The sequence below is a fragment of the Herbidospora sp. RD11066 genome (assembly GCF_054661255.1).
In genome coordinates, this window is sequence record NZ_BAAGDO010000012.1 from 1 (window position 1) to 18,676 (window position 18,676).

Annotated in this window: 16 protein-coding genes; 9 read left to right on the forward strand and 7 right to left on the reverse strand. The window is 69.1% G+C overall.

Going from position 1 to position 18,676, the window contains the following annotated elements; translation table 11 throughout:
- Positions 1–272: 272 nt before the first annotated feature.
- Both ACYQ78_RS34085 and mgrA read left to right on the forward strand, forming a co-directional pair.
- A complete protein-coding gene (locus ACYQ78_RS34085) occupies positions 273–2,324 on the forward strand; it encodes a S9 family peptidase (RefSeq protein WP_459805084.1) in 2,052 nt (683 codons plus the stop codon).
- Positions 2,321–3,346, forward strand: a complete 1,026-nt coding sequence (mgrA, locus tag ACYQ78_RS34090; RefSeq protein WP_459805085.1) for an L-glyceraldehyde 3-phosphate reductase — start codon at positions 2,321–2,323, stop codon at positions 3,344–3,346. The genes ACYQ78_RS34085 and mgrA overlap by 4 nt, the downstream gene beginning before the upstream one ends.
- Here the strand turns inward: mgrA and ACYQ78_RS34095 are convergent.
- A complete protein-coding gene (locus tag ACYQ78_RS34095; protein ID WP_459805086.1) occupies positions 3,343–5,718 on the reverse strand; it encodes a flippase-like domain-containing protein in 2,376 nt (791 codons plus the stop codon). The two genes, mgrA and ACYQ78_RS34095, sit on opposite strands and share 4 nt — an antisense overlap.
- A gap of 240 nt (positions 5,719–5,958) precedes the next feature.
- Here ACYQ78_RS34095 and ACYQ78_RS34100 point away from each other — a divergent pair, with 240 nt between their 5' ends.
- Together ACYQ78_RS34100 and ACYQ78_RS34105 are read left to right on the forward strand one after the other, a co-directional pair.
- Positions 5,959–7,236: a M20/M25/M40 family metallo-hydrolase gene (locus tag ACYQ78_RS34100; protein ID WP_459805087.1), complete on the forward strand. Its 1,278-nt coding sequence runs from the start codon at positions 5,959–5,961 to the stop codon at positions 7,234–7,236.
- A gap of 4 nt (positions 7,237–7,240) precedes the next feature.
- Positions 7,241–9,256 carry a molybdopterin-containing oxidoreductase family protein gene (locus ACYQ78_RS34105; protein WP_459805088.1) on the forward strand — a complete coding sequence of 672 codons (2,016 nt, stop codon included), beginning with the start codon at positions 7,241–7,243 and terminating at the stop codon, positions 9,254–9,256.
- On the opposite strand, the gene ACYQ78_RS34110 is transcribed toward ACYQ78_RS34105, so the two are convergent.
- On the reverse strand, positions 9,240–9,692 hold the full coding sequence (locus ACYQ78_RS34110; protein ID WP_459805089.1) for an N-acetyltransferase family protein: 453 nt from the start codon (positions 9,690–9,692) through the stop codon (positions 9,240–9,242). The genes ACYQ78_RS34105 and ACYQ78_RS34110 overlap by 17 nt on opposite strands.
- Positions 9,693–9,769: 77 nt before the next feature.
- On the opposite strand from ACYQ78_RS34110, the gene ACYQ78_RS34115 reads away from it, so the two are divergent.
- On the forward strand, positions 9,770–10,216 hold the full coding sequence (locus ACYQ78_RS34115; RefSeq protein WP_459805090.1) for a hypothetical protein: 447 nt from the start codon (positions 9,770–9,772) through the stop codon (positions 10,214–10,216).
- Between the two features lie 145 nt (positions 10,217–10,361).
- Complete coding sequence (locus ACYQ78_RS34120; RefSeq protein WP_459805091.1) at positions 10,362–12,179, forward strand: acyl-CoA dehydrogenase; 1,818 nt, start codon at positions 10,362–10,364, stop codon at positions 12,177–12,179.
- Here ACYQ78_RS34120 and ACYQ78_RS34125 read toward each other — a convergent pair.
- The 5 genes from ACYQ78_RS34125 to pdhA form a co-directional block, all read right to left on the reverse strand.
- The gene (locus ACYQ78_RS34125) at positions 12,176–12,475 is read right to left on the reverse strand and encodes a Dabb family protein (protein ID WP_459805092.1); all 300 of its coding nucleotides are present in this window, start codon (positions 12,473–12,475) and stop codon (positions 12,176–12,178) included. The two genes, ACYQ78_RS34120 and ACYQ78_RS34125, sit on opposite strands and share 4 nt — an antisense overlap.
- Positions 12,476–12,485: 10 nt before the next feature.
- The gene (locus ACYQ78_RS34130; protein ID WP_459805093.1) at positions 12,486–13,214 is read right to left on the reverse strand and encodes a hypothetical protein; all 729 of its coding nucleotides are present in this window, start codon (positions 13,212–13,214) and stop codon (positions 12,486–12,488) included.
- Positions 13,215–13,416: 202 nt separating this feature from the next.
- Entirely contained in the window at positions 13,417–14,685 is a 1,269-nt protein-coding gene (locus ACYQ78_RS34135) for a dihydrolipoamide acetyltransferase family protein (RefSeq protein ID WP_459805094.1), read from the reverse strand.
- An 11-nt stretch (positions 14,686–14,696) separates the two neighbouring features.
- The gene (locus ACYQ78_RS34140) at positions 14,697–15,671 is read right to left on the reverse strand and encodes an alpha-ketoacid dehydrogenase subunit beta (RefSeq protein ID WP_459805095.1); all 975 of its coding nucleotides are present in this window, start codon (positions 15,669–15,671) and stop codon (positions 14,697–14,699) included.
- Entirely contained in the window at positions 15,668–16,750 is a 1,083-nt protein-coding gene (gene pdhA, locus ACYQ78_RS34145) for a pyruvate dehydrogenase (acetyl-transferring) E1 component subunit alpha (RefSeq protein ID WP_459805096.1), read from the reverse strand. The genes ACYQ78_RS34140 and pdhA overlap by 4 nt, the downstream gene beginning before the upstream one ends.
- Before the next feature lie 248 nt (positions 16,751–16,998).
- On the opposite strand from pdhA, the gene purS reads away from it, so the two are divergent.
- The 3 genes from purS to purQ all read left to right on the forward strand — a co-directional run bounded on the left by purS (position 16,999) and on the right by purQ (position 18,646).
- Positions 16,999–17,244, forward strand: coding sequence for a phosphoribosylformylglycinamidine synthase subunit PurS (gene purS, locus ACYQ78_RS34150; protein WP_459805097.1), 246 nt, complete (start codon positions 16,999–17,001; stop codon positions 17,242–17,244).
- 223 nt (positions 17,245–17,467) lie between these two features.
- Positions 17,468–17,866 (forward strand): ATP-binding protein, encoded by a 399-nt coding sequence (locus tag ACYQ78_RS34155; RefSeq protein ID WP_459805291.1) that lies wholly within the window; start codon positions 17,468–17,470, stop codon positions 17,864–17,866.
- Between the two features lie 105 nt (positions 17,867–17,971).
- Complete coding sequence (gene purQ, locus ACYQ78_RS34160) at positions 17,972–18,646, forward strand: phosphoribosylformylglycinamidine synthase subunit PurQ (protein WP_459805098.1); 675 nt, start codon at positions 17,972–17,974, stop codon at positions 18,644–18,646.
- The last annotated feature ends 30 nt before the right edge of the window (positions 18,647–18,676 follow it).

The following is an 18,676-nucleotide window of genomic DNA, read 5'->3' on the forward strand; positions in this document are numbered from 1 at the left end:
TATCTTTTCAGCGTTTCCCGCTAGTGTCAAACTGGCACTTTTTGCGGTTCCTGCCGAAGAGCAACCCCTCTAACTTACCCGCATCCCCGGCGATGTCAAATCGCCCGGTTCCCCGGGTGGTGTTGGAGGGGGTTTGCCGGGGGCGTCCCCGACTCCTCAAGATTAGCAGCCCCTCGGAGGGCGTCGAACCGTTTTCAACGACGACACCGCGCGCCGCATTCCCACGGAAGATCAAAGAAGCGTCCGGAGATCAGGTGCCTAGACTCGACCGGGTGAGTAGTGAGCAGCCACCGACGGCGAAGAAAAACCCTGTTGAGCGTACGCATCACGGCGACACCGTGATCGACGAATACGCCTGGCTCGCGAAGAAGGACGACCCCGACGTCGTCGCCCACCTGGAGGCGGAGAACGTCTTCACCCAGCAGGTCACCGGACGCCTCAAGCCCCTGGCCGACAGCATCTTCCAGGAGATCAAGGGCCGCACGCTGGAGACCGACCTCTCGGTCCCGACGCGGCTCGGGGCCTGGTGGTACTACTCCCGTACCGAGGAAGGAAAGCAGTACGGCATCCAGTGCCGCGTACCGGCCGAGGGAGAGGACCCCCCGACGGTCAAGGCCGGGGAGACGCTCGCCGACGAACAGGTGATCCTCGACGGCAACGAGCTGGCCGGTGACAGCCCCCACTTCGGGCTCGGGGTGAGCAGGGTCAGCCCCGACGGCACGATGCTGGCCTACTCGACCGACTTCGCGGGCGACGAGCGGTTCACCCTGCGGTTCAAGGACCTGCGCACGGGCGACCTGCTGGCCGACGAGATCGAGGGCATCTTCTACGGCGGCGCCTGGTCGAAGGACGGCAGCACGTTCTTCTACACCACGGTCGACGACGCCTGGCGCCCCGACCGGGTGCACCGCCACACGCTCGGGCAGACCGGCGACGTCGAGGTCTACCACGAGGAAGACGAGCGCTTCTGGGTCGGCGTCGGGCTGTCGCGCAGCGAGCGCTACCTGCTGCTGAACGCGCACAGCAAGATCACCAGCGAGGTCTGGTTCCTCGACGCGCTCGATCCGGCCGGCGAGTTCAAGGTGGTCCGCGCCCGCGAGAAGGGGCTCGAATACCACCTCGACCACCAGGGCGAGCGCTTCCTGATCCTGCACAACGAGGGCGCCGAGAACTTCGAGCTGGCCAGCGCCCCGGTCGCCGACCCCTCGGCGTGGACCCCGCTCATCCCCCACCAGGACACCACGCGCCTGCTCGACGTCGACGCCTTCGAGAGTCACCTGGTCGTCCACTTCCGCCGCGACGGCCTCACCGGCATCCGCATCCTGCCGGAGGGACAGGACGCCTACGAGATCGAGTGGCCCGAGCCCCTCTACGACGTGGCCCCGAGCGGGAACGGCGAATACGTCACCAACCGGCTCAGGCTCGGCTACACCTCGATGGTCACGCCTCCTTCCGTGTACGACTACGACCTCCGGTCCCATGAGCTGATCCTGCTGCGCCGGCGGCCGGTCCTCGGTGGCTACGACCCCGACGACTACGAGCAGTTCCGCGAGTGGGCCGTCGCCGAAGACGGCACTCGCATCCCGATCTCGCTCGTGGTCAGGAAGGGCACCCCGAAGCACGCCCCGACCCTTCTCTACGGCTACGGCAGCTACGAGACCTCGATCGACCCCTACTTCTCGGTGGCCCGGCTCTCGCTGCTCGACCGCGGTCTGGTCTTCGCCGTCGCCCACGTGCGCGGCGGCGGTGAGATGGGCCGCAGGTGGTACGAAGAGGGCAAGTTCTTCGCGAAGAAGAACACCTTCACCGACTTCGTCGCGGTCGCCAGGCACCTCAAGACCGACTGGTCGGGCCCGATCGTGGCCCGGGGCGGCAGCGCGGGCGGGCTGCTGATGGGCGCGGTGGCCAACCTCGCGCCCGGCGACTTCGCCGGGGTGCTCGCCGAGGTGCCGTTCGTCGACGCGCTCAACACGATCCTCGACCCGTCGCTGCCGCTGACCGTCATCGAGTGGGACGAGTGGGGCGACCCGCTGCACAACCCCGAGGTGTACGAGTACATGAAGTCGTACTCCCCCTATGAGAATGTGCGTGACGTGACGTATCCCCCGATACTCGCGATCACCTCGTTCAACGACACCCGGGTCTTCTACCACGAGCCCGCCAAGTGGATCGCGCGGCTGCGCGACATCGCGAAGGGCGGGCCGTTCCTGCTGAAGACCGAGATGGGGACCGGGCACGGGGGTCGCAGCGGGCGATACGACGCGTGGCATGAGGAGGCGTTCGCGCTGTCCTGGATTCTCGACCGACTGGGAGTGACCGCATGACGTATGTCGCCGATCCCGACCGCTATGGGCCGATGCCCTATAACCGGACCGGGCGCAGCGGGCTGAAGTTGCCGGCGGTGTCGCTGGGGCTCTGGCACAACTTCGGTGACGACAAGCCGATCGAGACGCAGCGGGCGATCCTGCGCCGGGCGTTCGATCGCGGGGTGACCCACTTCGACCTGGCCAACAACTACGGGCCGCCGTTCGGCTCGGCGGAGAAGAACTTCGGGACGATCTTCGCCCAGGACTTCCGGCCGTACCGCGACGAGCTGGTCCTGTCGACGAAGGCCGGTTACGACATGTGGCCGGGGCCCTATGGCGAGTGGGGGTCGCGCAAATACGTGCTGGCCAGCCTCGACCAGTCGCTGAAGCGCATGGGGGTCGACTACGTCGACATCTTCTACAGCCACAGGTTCGACCCGGAGACCCCCCTTGAGGAGACGATGGGGGCGCTCGACACGGCCGTGCGGTCGGGGCGGGCGCTGTACGCGGGCATCTCGTCCTACTCCCCGGAGAGGACCGTGGAGGCGTACGAGATCCTGAAGTCGCTGGGCACGCCGCTGCTGATCCACCAGCCGTCCTACTCGATGCTCAACCGGTGGATCGAGGGCGGGCTGCTCGACACCCTGGGTGATCTCGGTGTCGGGTGCATCGCGTTCTCGCCGCTGGCGCAGGGGATGCTGACCGACCGTTATCTCGACGGGGTGCCCGAGGGGTCGCGGGCCTCGCAGGGCAAGTCGCTCAGCCCCGACCTCCTCACCGAGGAGACGCTGCGGCACATTCGTACACTCAACGAACTGGCGCAGAAGCGCGGCCAGACGCTGGCGCAGATGGCCCTCGCGTGGGCCCAGCGTGACACGAAGGTCACCTCGGTGCTGATCGGGGCGAGCAGCGTGAAGCAGCTCGACGACAGCCTCGACTCGGTCAGGAACCTGGAGTTCTCGGCCGAGGAGCTCGACGCGATCGACAAGGACGCGGTCGAGGCCGGCATCAACCTGTGGAAGCGCAGCAGCGACGGCTAGAGCTGGTCTTTGCGCTGGAGCCAGGTGAACGAGGCCCATCCCGGCAGGACCGGGAGCCAGAAGGTCATCAGGCGGAACAGCAGGACGGCGGAGGCGGCGACGGGCTGGGGCAGCCCGGCGACGGTGAGGCCGGCCGTGAGGGACAGTTCGACCGCGCCGAGGCCACCGGGCGTCGGCGCGGCCGAGCCGATGGCGTTTCCGGCGAGGAAGACGACGGCGACGGCGGTGATGCTCAGCTCACCGCCGAACGCCTTCACGCAGGCGGCCAGGCAGATGACGAAAGAGACCGTGACCATCACTGTCCCGGTCACGGCCTCGACGATCTTGATCGGCGATTGCAGCACATCGAGCAGCCGGGGAACCACGCCGCTGAACAGCGATCTGACCCGGGTCGAGAGCATCCGCCGCAGCGGCGGCACGGCCAGGATGATCACCATCACGACGGCGGCGGTGAGCAGGGCGATCAGGATCCCGCGCGACGGCGTGAGCGAGGGCGCCGCCTGGGTGCCGGTCAGATATCCCGACAGCAACAGCAGCAGGATGTGCGAGGCCAGCCCGACGAGCTGCGAGCCGCCCACGCTGGCCACCGCCTGACCGGCGGGGATTCCCCGTTTCTGCAGGTAGCGCGTGTTGATCGCGACTCCGCCGACGGCGGCGGGCGCGACCAGCTTGACGAACGACGAGGCGAGCTGGACGAGGATCGTGCGCCCGTAGGGCAGTTGTTCGGGCACGAACCCGCGCAGCATCGAGGCGGCGGCGATGTAGCTGGCGGCCGCGGCGACCAGGGCGACCCCGCCCCAGCCCCAGTGGGCGCTGGTGATGACCGTGATCAGGTTGACCTGGCTGAGCTGCGACAGCACCAGGTAGGCGGCGATGGCGCTGGCGATGATCGTGACGAGGGTGCGCGGCCGGAAGCGTTCGAGCCGGACCTCCTCGACGACGGCCTGCGGCTTCAGCGCGACGATCTGCTCGCGCAGGGCGGGCAGCAGGTCCTTCTCCTTGCGCGCGGCCGTGCGGGTCTCGCGGGCCAGCGCGATGCGCTGGAGCAGCGGCAGCGCCGAGGCGACGGTGTCGGCGCCGAGCACGGCCGTGCCCGACTTGACCGCCCGTTCGGGGCCGACCCGCAGGCCCAGGTAGGCCAGCAGCTGCGCGACGTCGAGGCGCAGGAGCAGGTCACCGGCGGCGATCTCGCCCGATCGGGCGTCGACGAGCACGATCCGGCCGTCGGCCGACAGGTGGATCGACTCCCCGGTCAGGTGGCGGTGGGCCAGCCTCCGGGCGTGCAGCAGCCGGACCTGCTCCCACATCTCGGCGAGCAGTTCGTCGGCGAGTTCGTCGTCGGGCAGGTCTTCGATCGGGCGGCTTTCGACGTGTTCGTAGGCCAGCAGGGCCGCTTCGGTGCCGATCTCGCTGGTGCCGAGCAGTTTGGGGGTGCTGGCCCCGGCGGCCTGGGCGGCGTAGGCCATCAGGGCCTCGCGTTCGAGCTCGGCCCGCAGTGACCGGATGGCTCTACGCCGGGTCTCGCTGTTGAGCCGCAGCCGCCGCCAGAGGCGGTAGACGACCCCGGCGACCTGGCGGTCGCGGTCGAGGACGGTCACCGACAGGCGGGTGGTGTCGGCCAGGCCGACGATGTAGCGGCGGCTGCCGGAGCTGTCGTCGTCGATCCGGCGGGCGCTGACGATCGAGAAGCCGAGGCGCCGCAGAGCGGCCACGACGGCGCTGCCGGGCGGGCGGGTGTTGGCGCTGCCGACGCCGTAGAGGGTGGCGAACCCGACGAACAGGCCGACCAGGTAGGTGACGATCGCGCCGAGGACGGTGATCTTCGCGGACGTGAACAGCGCGAAGAAGTCGAGGATCAGCGCGAACCACAGCAGCGCCCGCCAGCGCGGTCTCCGGGACATCCGCACGGCGGTCGCGTAGGCGATCGCCGGGGTGAGGACAGTGTTGAGCGGCTCGACGTCGCGGTTGCCGGTGAGGAGCTGGCGCAGCTCGACCGGGCCCGAGTTGACCACCCACTCGCCGAGCGCGTAGGAGAGCAGCAGGGCGAGGATGGCCGCGATCAGCCCCTGGGCGACCCGCATGCCGTCGCGGTGGAAGACCCGTTCGACCGCGAAGGCGACCGGCACGGCCAGCACCGCGACGCCGCCGAGCAGGCCGGCGATCGAGGAGAGCCACTCGGGCGCCCGGCCGGTTCCCGCCTGGACGTCGGTCTCCAGCCCGTTGAGCGTGCGCTGCGCGACGAGGGCGAGCAGCACCACCGCCGTCACCGCCAGCAGCGTCATCAGCAGCCGGAGCAGGTCGGACGGACGCCGGATGCGCTGAGGCAGCAGGGGCTCCACGACGAGGACGACCCCGGAGTCCGGGGACGTCACTGGGTCGTCCTTTTCCTTGATGCCCCTCACCACCGTGATTGTCTGCGATCTTTGTTGCCAGTGTCCACAATCGGATGTCACGGCACAGCGACGCGCCCCCCGTGTCCCCTCCGAGGTCGAGTCTATGGATCCCGGCCCGTTTCGCGCCGACGCGCCGTAACCCTGGAACCTGGCCTGAAAGCTCGTGCGACTGCCAGTCTGGTGCCGCCTTCCCCCGGCCCGTTCACCAAGGGGGAAACTGTGCGCATTGTGGTAACTGCGGCTCTGGTGCTGACGACGACCGGTATGTCGGCCGATCCGGGGCTGGACGAAGCGGTCACCGAACCCCAAGTCTTCGCCCACGTTCAGAGCCTGGCCGAAATAGGCAAGATCCACGGCAACCGGGCGGTCGGCACCGCCGGTTACGAGGCCTCGGCGCAGTACGTCGAGCGCAAGCTTCGCGAGGCCGGATACCAGGTGTCCTCCCCGGTCTTCACCCTGCCGCACTACCGCGAGGTGACCCCCGCCGTGCTGACCACGGCCGCCGGGCCGGTCCCCGCGGCGACCTTCGCCTACTCCCCCTCGGGCCGCGCCACCGGGCCCGCGCAGGACGCCGGCACGGGCTGCCACCTGGGCGACTGGACGGGGTTCCGGCGCGGCTCGATCGCGGTGACCGCGCGGGGTGGCTGCCCGTTCAGGGTGAAGGCCGACTGGGCCGGCCGGGCCGGGGCGGGCGCCCTCATAGTGGTCAACTCCAAGCCGGGCGAACTGCGGGGCTCGCTGAGCGAGCCGGGCACGACGCTGCCGGTCGTCGGGGTGGCCCCCGAGGCGAAGATCGAGGGCCAGGTGACGGTGGAGACCACCACCACGTCCTCCACCAAGGTCACCCGGAACGTGATCGCGCAGACCGTGCAGGGCGACCCCGACGACGTGCTGGTGCTGGGGGCCCATCTCGACTCGGTCGAGGCAGGGCCGGGGATCAACGACAACGGGTCGGGGGTCGCGGTGGTGCTGGAGATCGCCGAGCAGATGGCCAGGATGAAGCCCCAGCGGGCGGTCAGGTTCGCGTTCTGGGGGGCCGAGGAGGTCGGTCTCGTGGGGTCGACCAACTACGTCAAGAGCCTGTCGCCGCAGGACAAGGCCAAGATCGCCGGGTACGTCAACCTCGACATGGTCGCCACCAAGAACCACGCCAACGGGATCTACGACAGCAACAACGGGATCGAGACGGCGGCGAAGGAGTTCTACCAGCGGCGCGGGATCCCCGCCGAGGAGGTCGCTTTCGACGGGCGGTCGGACTACGGGCCCTTCGTGAAGGCAGGGATCCCCTCGGGCGGGATCTTCACCGGCGCGGAGGACATCAAGAGCCTGGAGCAGGCCCAGAAGTACGGCGGCGTCGGCAACCGGTCGTTCGACCCGTGCTACCACAAGGTCTGCGACACGATCGAGAACGTGAACCGGCAGGTCCTGGACGTGAGCGGGGACGCCGTCGCGTCCATCGTGGAGAAGCTCGCCTTCACCACCAGCCCCGTACGATGACGAAATGGAATTGCGGGTTCTGGGGGCATGTCCCCTTGATTGTCCGGATACGTGCTCGTGGGTGGTGACCGTCCAGGACGGTAAGGCCACCTCGTTGCGGGGCAACAAGGAGCAGCCCTACACGCGAGGCGCGCTCTGCGTGAAGGTGAACCGCTACCTCGAACACGCGGCCTCGCCCGACCGGATCCTGCATCCGATGAAGCGGGTGGGGCCGAAGGGCTCCGGGGAGTTCGAACGCATCAGCTGGGACGAGGCGCTCGACATTCTCTCGTCCAAGCTGAAAGAGATCGTCGACGAGCACGGCGGCGAGGCGATCTGGCCCTACCAGGGCACCGGCACGCTCGGGTTCATCCAGGGCGAGTCGGGCATGGCCGGGCGCCGGTTCTGGAACGCCCTCGGCGCCTCCTTCCACAACATGAACATCTGCTCGCGGGCCGGGAACGACGGCCTGCGGCTGACCATGGGCACCCCCGGCGGCATGGACCCCGAGACGTTCGCCCTGTCGAAACTGATCCTCCTGTGGGGCACCAACACCCTGACGACCGGCCACCACCTGTGGAAGTTCATCCAGGACGCCCGCGCCGACGGCGCCCACATCGTCGCGATCGACCCGATCCGCACCCGGACCGCCGAACAGGCCGACGAGCACCTCCCCATCGCGCCGGGCACCGACGGTGCACTGGCGCTGGGTCTCCTGTACGTCGTCCTCGAAGAGGGCGCCGAAGACCGCGACTACCTGGAGAACCACACCACCGGCTGGGACGAGTTCAAGGCCGAGATCCTCAAGTTCCCGCCCTCGAAGGTCGCCGAGATCACCGGCCTGCCGGAAGAGGACATCCGCGCCCTCGGCCGGCGGCTCGCGCACACCCGCCCGACCGGCATCCGCGCCACGATGGGCATCCAGCGCCACGAGGGCGGCGGCTCGGCGATGCGCCTGATCGCCTGCATCCCCGGCGTGACCGGCGACTGGCGCCACCCCGGCGGTGGCGTGGCCTTCTCCACCTCGGCCCACGTGCCGCTCAGGGTCGACCCCCGCCCCGAGCTCCTGCCCCACCCGGTGCGCTCCCTCACGATGACCCGGCTCGCCGACGGCCTCGACGACTCGGTCAAATGCCTCTGGGTGTACGGCGCCAACCCGATGGGCTCCACCTCGGACCAGAACCGCATCAGGCAGCGGCTCCTGCGCGAAGACCTCTTCACCGTGGTCATGGAGCAGTTCCCCACCGACACCGTCGACTACGCCGACGTCGTGCTCCCCGCCACGATGCAGATCGAGCACCTCGACCTGCACGAGGGCTACGGCCACATGTACCTGATGTGGAACGAACCGGCCGTCGCCCCCGCCGGAGAGGCCCTGTCGACCACCGAGACCTTCCGCCGCCTGGCCGCCAAGATGGGCCTCACCGAGCCCGCCCTGCACGCCACCGACCTGGAGATCGCCGCCGAACTCCTGGAGGGCACCCCCACGATCCACCTCGACGAGCTGCGCAAACGCGGCTGGGCCCGGCTCGACGTGGCCGATCCCTTCGTCCCGTTCACCGATGGCTTCCCCACCCCCAGCGGGAGGCTGGAGTTCGTCTCCGACCTGGCCGAGAAGGTCGGCCTGCCGAGGGTCGCCACCTATGTCCCGTCGCTGAGCGCCCGCACCGCGCGCAAGGACGGGAAGTTGACCTTGATCACCCCGGCCTCCCACACCTTCCTGAACACGATCTTCGCCAACAACCCCGAACTGCTGCGTCGCTCGAAGGGCCCGACCGTCGTCGTCCACCCGAAGGACGCCGAACCCCGGGGCCTGGTCTCGGGGTCGCGGGTCAGGGTGTCGAACAGGTTCGGCGCGTTCGAGGCGTTCGTGGAGGTCTCCGACAAGGTCCGTCCGGGTGTGGCCGCCTCGCCGAAGGGACACTGGCCGAAGCTGAGCGGGGGCGCCAACGCCAACGCCGTGGTCGAGGAGCGCGACGCCGACCTGGGCAACGGCGCCGTCTACCACGACAATCTGGTGGAGATCAGTCCAGCAGTTTGAACCCCTCGTGGCTCGGGGTGAAGCCGAGCGAGGCGTAGAAGCGGTGCGCGTCGGCCCGCCGCTTGTCGGTGGTGAGCTGCACGATCGCGCACCCCCGGCCGCGCGCCCGCTCGACCGCCCAGGTCATGAAGGCCCGCCCGAGCCCGCGCCCCCGGTGGTCGGCCGCGACCCGGACCGCCTCGACCTGCGCCCGCTCGGCGCCGTCGCGGGACAGCCCGGGAATGTACGTGAGCTGCATCGTCCCCACCACCTCGCCGTCGACCTCGGCGACCACCACCTCGTTGCGCGGGTCGGCCTCGATCGCCTCCCAGGCGGCCCAGTGGCCGTCTCCGACGGAGGCGGCGTGACCACGGGAACGGGAGATCGCGTCGTCGGCCAGCAGGTCGATGACGCGCGGCACGTCGGCCCTGGTGGCGACGCGGAAGATCTGTGACATGAGCTCCAGGATGCCTCAGGGGGCGCTCAGGGGCTTCCCCGATGTGGACAGACCGCCCGATTGCGCACTCTGTACGTATGAACGAACTGACTCGACGCGACGAGATGTCGCTCGCCGGCGCGGCCCTGCGGGGCGCGCCCTGGAAGGCCGCGGCCGTCACCGGCGGCGCGGTCGCGACGACCAGCCTCCTGCTGGGACTCCTCACGGGATCGGCCGACGTGGCCTGGGCCCTGGGTGTGGGTGTCACCCTGTTCACTCTGGTCGCGTCGATCGGCGCGATCTCCAAGCCGAACATCGGCGACCGGGTCACCGTGCAGGCCCGGAACTGGTCGCTGCGCCACCCGTGGCGCTTCGCGCTCTACCCGGCGGCCGGCGCGGCCATCCTGATCTACCCGATCCAGCTCGTGCTCGACGGGGAAGGCGTCTTCGGCGCCGCCTGGGACGCCGCGTGGAGCGGCGCCTGGATCTACCTGCTGACCGGAATCGTCGCCATGACCATGCGGGGGCGGGCGGCCCGGAACTAGCAGGTCATGACCGCTGCCCCGGACGACTCCCACGGTCCGGGGCAGCGTCGTCTCAGAGTGCGAAATAACCGCTTATGGGGGGTTACTGGCGGGTAGCATTCCGGTAGAGTTACTCATCAGTAGCACTCTTATCGGAGGAGCGGTGATGGGCCACTACAAGAGCAACATCCGCGATCTGGAGTTCAACCTCTTCGAGGTCTTCAACCGGGGAGAACTCTTCGGGTCCGGGCCGTTCGCCGACGTCGACGAGGAGACCGCCCACGCGATCCTCGACGAGGTCGCCAAACTGGCCGAAGGACCGATCGCCGCGTCGTTCACCGACGCCGACCGGCATCCGCCGGTGTTCGACCCCGCCACGGCGAGCGTGACGATGCCGGGGAGCTTCGTGGAGTCGTACAAGGCCTGGATGAACGCTGAGTGGTGGCGGCTGGAGCTCCAGCCCGAACTCGGCGGGACCCCCGGGCCCCGGTCGCTGAGCTGGGCCATCGCCGAGATGGTGCTGGGCGCCAACCCGGCGGTGTGGATGTTCGCCTGCGGGCCGCAGTTCTCCCACCTGCTGTGGAACCTCGGCAACGACGACCAGAAGCGGTTCGCCGAACTCGCCGTCGAGCGCCACTGGGGCGCCACGATGGTGCTGACCGAGCCCGACGCGGGCTCCGACGTCGGCGCGGGCCGCACCAAGGCGGTCGAGCAGCCCGACGGCACCTGGCACATCGAGGGCGTCAAGCGCTTCATCACCAGCGCCGAGCACGACATGGCCGAGAACATCTTCCACCTCGTGCTGGCCCGCCCCGAGGGCCACGGCCCCGGCACCAAGGGCCTGTCGCTGTTCCTGGTGCCCAAGTTCCTGGTCGACCTGGAGTCGGGCGAGCTCAAGGAGCGCAACGGCGTCTACGTCACCAACGTCGAGAAGAAGATGGGCCTCAAGGTCTCCACGACCTGCGAGCTCACCTTCGGCGACCGCCACCCGGCCGTCGGCTACCTGGTGGGCGACGTCCACGAGGGCATCCGCCAGATGTTCCAGGTGATCGAGAACGCCCGCATGATGGTCGGCGCCAAGGCCATCGCCACGCTCTCCACGGGCTACCTCAACGCCCTCGACTACGCCAAGAACCGCGTCCAGGGCGCCGACCTGACCCGGATGACCGACAAGAGCGCCCCCCGGGTCGCGATCACCGCCCACCCCGACGTACGCCGCGAGCTCATGCTCCAGAAGGCCTACGCCGAGGGCATGCGCGCGCTGGTCCTCTACACGGCCACCTTCCAGGACACGATCCAGATCGCGACCTCGGAGGGCCGCCGCGACGAGATGGCCGAGGCGATCAACGACCTGCTGCTGCCGGTCGTGAAGGGCGTCGGCTCGGAGCGGTCGTACGAGATGCTCACCCGGTCGCTCCAGACCCTGGGCGGGTCGGGCTTCCTGCAGGACTACCCGATCGAGCAGTACATCCGGGACGCCAAGATCGACTCCCTTTACGAGGGCACCACCGCGATCCAGGGCCTCGACCTGTTCTTCCGCAAGGTCCTGCGCAACCAGGGCGCGGCGCTGGGTGAGATCCTCGGCCAGGTCAAGGCGTTCGCCGACTCCGGCGCCGGCAACGGCCGCCTCAAGGTCGAGCGCGGCCTGCTGGGCGACGCCGTCGACGAGCTGCGGACCATGGCCGACACGATGGCCGGCTGGGCGATCTCGTCGCTGGAGTCGCCGAAGGAGGTCTACAAGGTCGGCCTCAACACCACCCGGTTCCTCATGGCGCTCGGCGACGTGATCATCGGTTGGCTGCTGCTCCGGCAGGCCGAGGTCGCCCTCAAGGCCCTCGAGGACAGGGACGACGACTTCTACGCGGGCAAGGTCGCCGCGGCGACCTTCTTCGCCGCCAACGTGCTGCCCCGCGTCGAGGCGGAGCGGCGCATGCTGGCGGCGACCACGCAGGAGCTGATGGACCTGCCGGAGAGCGCCTTCTAGTCGGCGAGCGGGAACTGCACCGCCGCCCGGCCCGCCAGGATCGGCTTGATGACGTCGGCGATCACCTTGAGGTGGACCGGGTGGTCGCGGTAGACGACGTAGTCGTCGGCCGAGTCGAAGTCGGCCACGATGCCGAGGTCGAAGGTGCCTTCGCTGACCTTGGCATCGGTGCCGATGACGTATTTCCTGATCTCGGGGATCGCGACCGGAAGGGTCTCCAGCCCGGTGACGACGGCGGCCTTCTGGTCGTCGGTGGCGTCGTCGGTCCAGCGCAGCAGCACAATGTGACGGAACATGGGCGCCAGCCTAGGACGTCGTCCAGTGCCACTCGATGGAGGCCCGCTCACGGCGGGCCGAGAGCCAGGCGGCGAAGGCCAGGCGCCCGGCCAGGGCCAGCGTGTCGGCATCGAGCGCGGCGGGCCGCCGTTCCAGGACCAGACCGGTCAGATAGCCGTGATCGAAGGTCACCGGGCCGACCAGGGTGTCGCGCGGGGCGTGCCGCAGCGGGCCGGGGATCGCGTGGGCCCGGCGGGTGCCGACGACGACGGCGGCGTCGGGGCAGCCGAGCAGGCCGCCGAGACCGCGCAGGATCTCGCCGTTGACCGGCTGGGTGCTCGTCACCCACATGGCTCTGACCAGGTCGAAGTCGTCTTGGTGGCGGGCCAGATAGTCGGGCGCGAGCTCGGCCTCCTTGCGGCGGCGGAACCGGCGGCGGCGGGCGATCTCGCCGAGGAGGTTCTCGAACTGGCCGCCGGACATGCCCATCTCGGCCACCCAGGCCAGGGTCTCGGCCCGGTTCTGTAAGGGGACGCCGCTGCGGAACTCGTCGGCGGCGGCGCGCAGGTCGTCTTCGGTGAGCGGCTCGACGTCGGCCTGGACCTCGGCCCTGATCAGGCAGTGGTCGATGATCTCGTCGTGGATCACACGGTCTCGGTGGGAGAGCCGGCGGACCATCGTGACGGCCTCGGCGATCGGCAGGTGGACCTCGTCCACTCTGACCAGGCAGTCGGTGTCCCCCGTGGACTCCGTGATCACTGACTTTCGCTCCCTTCGCGTACCGTGCCGCGCGGCGAGGCCCTTCCGAGGGGGCCCGGCGCCGCCTCGCCGCGCGACGATCAGCGGGTTCCCGGGGCACCGGGGGTATGCGGCACACCCCCGACGGGAACCCGCCTCCGACGGTAGAAGGAGTCACTTGGGGATCACTGGTGGCGACTTGCAGGACTCTTGCGGTGGCGCGTCACGCCCAGGCGAGCATCCGGAGCGGGTCCTCCAGCATCGCGCCGACGTCGCGGAGCACGTAGGAGCCCAGCTCACCGTCGATCACCCGATGGTCGAACGACAGCGCGAGCGTGGTCACCTTGCGCACCACGATCTGCCCGTCGACCACCCACGGCATGTCCCTGATCTGGCCGAACGCCAGGATCGCCGACTCGCCGGGGTTGATGATCGGGGTGCCGGCGTCGATGCCGAAGACGCCGACGTTGGTGATCGTGACGGTGCCGCCGGTCATCTCGGCCGGAGAGGTCTTCCCGGCCCTGGCCCGCTCGGTCAGCTCCTTGAGCGCCGCGGCGAGTTCGGGCAGCGACATCGCCTGGGCGTCTTTGATGTTCGGGACGACCAGACCTCGCGGAGTCGCCGCCGCGATGCCCAGGTTGACCTGCCTCTTGATGATGATCGCGTCGTCGGTCCAGGTCGAGTTGGCCTGGGGATGCCGCTTCATCGCGGTGATCAGGGCCTTGGCCACCAGCAGCAGCGGCGAGACCTTGACGTCGGCGAAGTCGGGCAGCTCCCGCAGCCGGCGCACGGCGTTCATCATCTCGGTGACGTCGACCTGGAGGAACTCGGTCACGTGAGGCGCGGTGAACGCGCTCGACACCATCGCTGCGGCGGTGGCCTTGCGCACCCCGCGTACCGGAATGCGGTCTTCCTCCCCGGCCACCGTGACGGCGGGTGTGATCGGCACGACGGGCGCGCCCTGGGCGGCGAGCACGTCGTCACGCGTGATCGACCCATTCGGCCCGCTGGGCGCGACGACGGTCAGGTCGACCCCGAGGTCCTTGGCCAGCTTCCGCACCGGCGGCTTGGCCAGGACCGACACACGATGCGGCTGAGCCGTCAGGACAGGAACCGGCGGAGCCACCGGAGCAGCCTGGTGACTTTTGCGGGCCCGTCGCTTGCTCGGACCCTGCTTCACCCCGTAACCGACCAGCACCGGTTCGCGCTTCTGCGGTTCCTCGGGGATCAGGCTCTCGGTCAGGGCGCCTTCGGTCCCGTCGTCGACGGTGATGATGACGTTGCCCACGTCGATCGTCTCGCCCTCGGCGGCGAGCAGGGCCGCCACCTCGCCCTCGAAGGGCGACGGGAGTTCGACGACCGCCTTGGCGGTCTCGATCTCGACGATGATCTGGTTGACCGTCACCCGGTCGCCCACGGCGACGTGCCAGCGGACGATCTCGGCCTCGGTCAGGCCCTCGCCCACGTCGGGCAGCTTGAAGTCACGTTTCATGCCGGCCCCTCTCAGAAACCGAAGACGCGGTCGACGGCCTCGAGGATGCGGTCGAGGTCGGGCAGGTAGTGGTCTTCGAGCCGCGACGGCGGATAGGGCGTGGAGAACCCGCCCACCCGCAGCACCGGCGCCTCCAGCCGGTAGAAACACTGCTCGGTCACCCGGGCCGCGATCTCACCGCCGAGCCCGTTGAAGACCGGCGCCTCGTGGACGACCACGCACCGGCCGGTGCGGTTGACCGCCTCGCGCACGACCGGCATGTCGAGCGGGTTGAGCGACCGCAGGTCGATGACGCCGACCGAGCGCCCGTCTTCCTCGGCCGCCGCGGCGGCTTCGAGGCAGGTCTTCACCATCGGGCCGTAGGCGACGAGGGTGACGTCGTCTCCCTGCCGGGCGACGCGGGCCTGGTCGAGCGGGAGGCCGGGGGCGCCGAACTCGACGTCGGCCTTGTCCCAGTAGCGGCGCTTGGGCTCGAAGAACACCACGGGGTCGTCGCAGCGGACGGCGTCTTGGATCATGGTGTAGGCGTCGACCGGGTTGGAGCAGGCCACCACGCGCAGGCCGGCCGTGTGGGTGAAGTAGGTCTCGGGGGACTCGCTGTGGTGCTCGACCGCGCCGATGCCGCCGCCGCAGGGGATGCGTACGACCACCGGCAGTTTGAGCTTGCCCAGGGAGCGCAGCGGCATCTTGGCGAGCTGGGTGATGATCTGGTCGGCGGCCGGGAAGACGAAGCCGTCGAACTGGATCTCGCAGACCGGCCGGTAGCCGCGCAGCGCGAGACCGATCGCGGTGCCGATGATGCCCGACTCGGCGAGCGGGGTGTCGATGACCCGGTCTTCGCCGAAGTCCTTCTGCAGTCCGTCGGTGACCCGGAACACGCCGCCGAGCTTGCCGACGTCTTCGCCCATGACGAGCACCTTCGAGTCGGCGTCCATCGCCGCGCGCAGACCCTCGTTGAGGGCCTTCGCCAAGGTCAGAGTGGTCACTGGGCCCCCTCGAAGCCGCTCATGTACGTGGTGAACTGCTCGCGTTCCTCGGCGAGGAGGGCGTGGGGCTCGACGTAGACGTGGTCGAACATGGCGCCGGGCTGCGGGTCGGGCAGCGCCAGGCAGCGGGCGCGCAGGTCTCTGCCGAGCTGGTCGGCCTCGGCCTCGACCTTGTCGAAGAACTCCTGGTCGGCGAGCTGGTTGCGGAACAGGTAGGCCTTCACGCGCTCGATCGGGTCTTTGAGCTTCCACGCCTCCAGTTCGTCGGCGACCCGGTAGCGGGTGGGGTCGTCGGAGGTGGTGTGGGCGCCCATGCGGTAGGTGAACGCCTCGACCAGGGTGGGGCCGTTGCCCTCGCGCGCGTTGCGCAGCGCCGCCCGGGTGACCGCGAGGCAGGCGAAGACGTCGTTGCCGTCGACCCGGATGCCGGGGAAGCCGAAGCCGCTGGCCCGCTTGTAGAGCGGGATCTTCGACTGCTTCTCCAGGGGCTCGGAGATGGCCCACTGGTTGTTCTGGCAGAAGAACACGACCGGCGCGTTGAACACCGATGCCCAGATGAAGGCCTCGTTCACGTCACCCTGGGAGGTGGCGCCGTCGCCGAAGTAGACGATCGAGGCGGCCTCGGCGCCGTCGCGCTGGATGCCCATGGCGTAGCCGACCGCGTGGAGGGTCTGCGAGCCGATGACGATCGTGTAGAGGTGGAAGTTGTGCTCGATCGGGTCCCAGCCGCCGTGGTTGACGCCTCGGAACAGGCCGAGCAGGTGGAGCGGGTCGACCCCGCGGCACCAGGCGACACCGTGTTCGCGGTAGGTGGGGAACGCCATGTCGGCGTCGGTCATCGCCCGGCCGGAGCCGACCTGGGCGGCTTCCTGGCCGAGCAGCGAGGCCCACAGGCCCAGCTCTCCCTGCCTCTGGAGGGCGACCGCCTCCAAGTCGACCCGCCGCACCAGGACCAGGTCGCGGTAGAGCGAGCGGATCTCTTCGGCGGTGAGGTCGATGTCGTAATCAGGATGCTCGACCCGCTCGCCCTCGGGTGTGAGGAGCTGAACGAGTTCCGGGGGTGTCGTAGGGGCAGTCATGCGCCACTCCTGGGCATTCGGGGCCGGACACAAATGGGGTCTCCATCTGGCTCTGGCCAGGTCTCTACGCTTCCGTCCCGATTAGTGGTGGAACGTCCGCGCATGCGGACATGGTGGCAGACATATCTTCTGGTCTCCACACCCACTCCCACACCTTCTCCGGTTCCCCTACGACCTGCGGCCACACCATCCACAGCCTGTGGATAAGCTTGTCGCGCTCACTCCCCATCAGCCAGGAGGCACCCCAAGTGGCGCGCGTGATCGTCGATGTCGTGCTCAAGCCGGAGATCCTCGACCCCCAGGGTCAGGCCATCGCCCGCGCGCTCCCCCGGCTGGGGTTCTCGGGGGTTTCGGATGTCCGCCAGGGCAAGCGTTTCGAGGTCGAACTCGACGGTCCGGCCGACGAGGCGGCACTCGCCGAGGTCACGAAGATGGCCGAAACCCTCCTGGCCAACACGGTGATCGAAGACTTCGTCGTCCGGGTCGAGGGGTAAAACAGTACATTCCACACGACCCGAACTCCGCAAAGGGGCATAAGGGTCGCATCTGGCGTCCGTAAACGGGCTCCCCGGTCAACCTAAATAACAAGAGCGTCATTTTGCGGTTAGCCCTCATCACACAGGGAAGCTCTGCTTAGGTACCGACGACGACCGGGGAGGGAACCCCGTGGACATCGAGTTCTCGCTCGCTCTACCAAGGGACGCCGTAGGCATCCCGATGGTCCGTCGCGTGATCGGAGACGCCCTTCGTTCACTCGGCGTGACGGAGGACTGTGTGTCCGACATCCTCCTCGCCACCTCCGAGGCGTGCGCCAACGCCGTCCGCCACGGCGGTCCGTCCGCCCGTTACCAGGTCGAAGCGGCCATCGACGACGGCCGGTGCGAACTGCGTGTGGTCGACGGGGGTCGCGGGCTCACCGCGATCCCGCAGCGCTACCCCTCCGGCGAGGTCGAGAACGGACGCGGCATCCTCATCATGCAGGCCGTGGTCGACGAGATCTCCTTCGACATCACCCCTGGCAGCGGCACCACCGTGCGCCTCTGCAAGGAACTCGACTGGGATCACGACGCCATCGCCCTCGCGATGGCCAAAGACCGCGAGCTCGCTGCCGTCTGACCCCTGTGAGGCCACCCGACGTGGTCCGATAACCTGAGACGTACCGCCAATACCGCCGGACATGAGAGCCGGTGGCTTCGCGTGCGCATTGGAGGAACTCGGACCATGCGGGTGGGCGTCGTCACCTTTCCCGGAACACTCGACGACCAGGACGCGGCGCGGGCGCTGCGGCTGGCCGGTGCGGAGGCCGTGCCCCTGTGGCACGCCGACCACGACCTCAAGGGGGTGGACGCGGTCTTCCTCCCCGGCGGGTTCTCCTACGGCGACTACCTCCGGTGCGGGGCGATCTCCCGGTTCGCGCCCCTCATGACCGAACTGGTTCCGGCGGCCCACGCCGGGCTGCCGGTGCTCGGCACCTGCAACGGTTTCCAGATCCTCTGCGAGGCCCACCTGCTGCCGGGCGCCCTGGTCCGCAACGCGGGCCTCCACTACGTCTGCCGCGACCAGCGCATCCGCGTCGACAACGCGGCCACGGCCTGGACGTCCGACTTCGCCGAGGGCCAGGAGATCACCCTCCCGATCAAGCACGGCGAGGGCCGCTACGTCGCCGACGCCGAGACGCTGGCCGAGCTGGAGTCGTCGGGCCGGGTCGTCTTCCGCTACGCCGGGTCGAACCCCAACGGCTCGCTCAACGACATCGCCGGCATCACCAACGAGGCCGGCAACGTCGTCGGCCTGATGCCGCACCCCGAACACGCCGTCGAAGAGCTGACGGGTGCCCCCGGGGTCGACGGGCGCGGCTTCTTCTCCTCGATCGTCTCGAAGCTGGTGAACGCGTGAACGCTTCTCAGGAACATCGCATGCCGACTT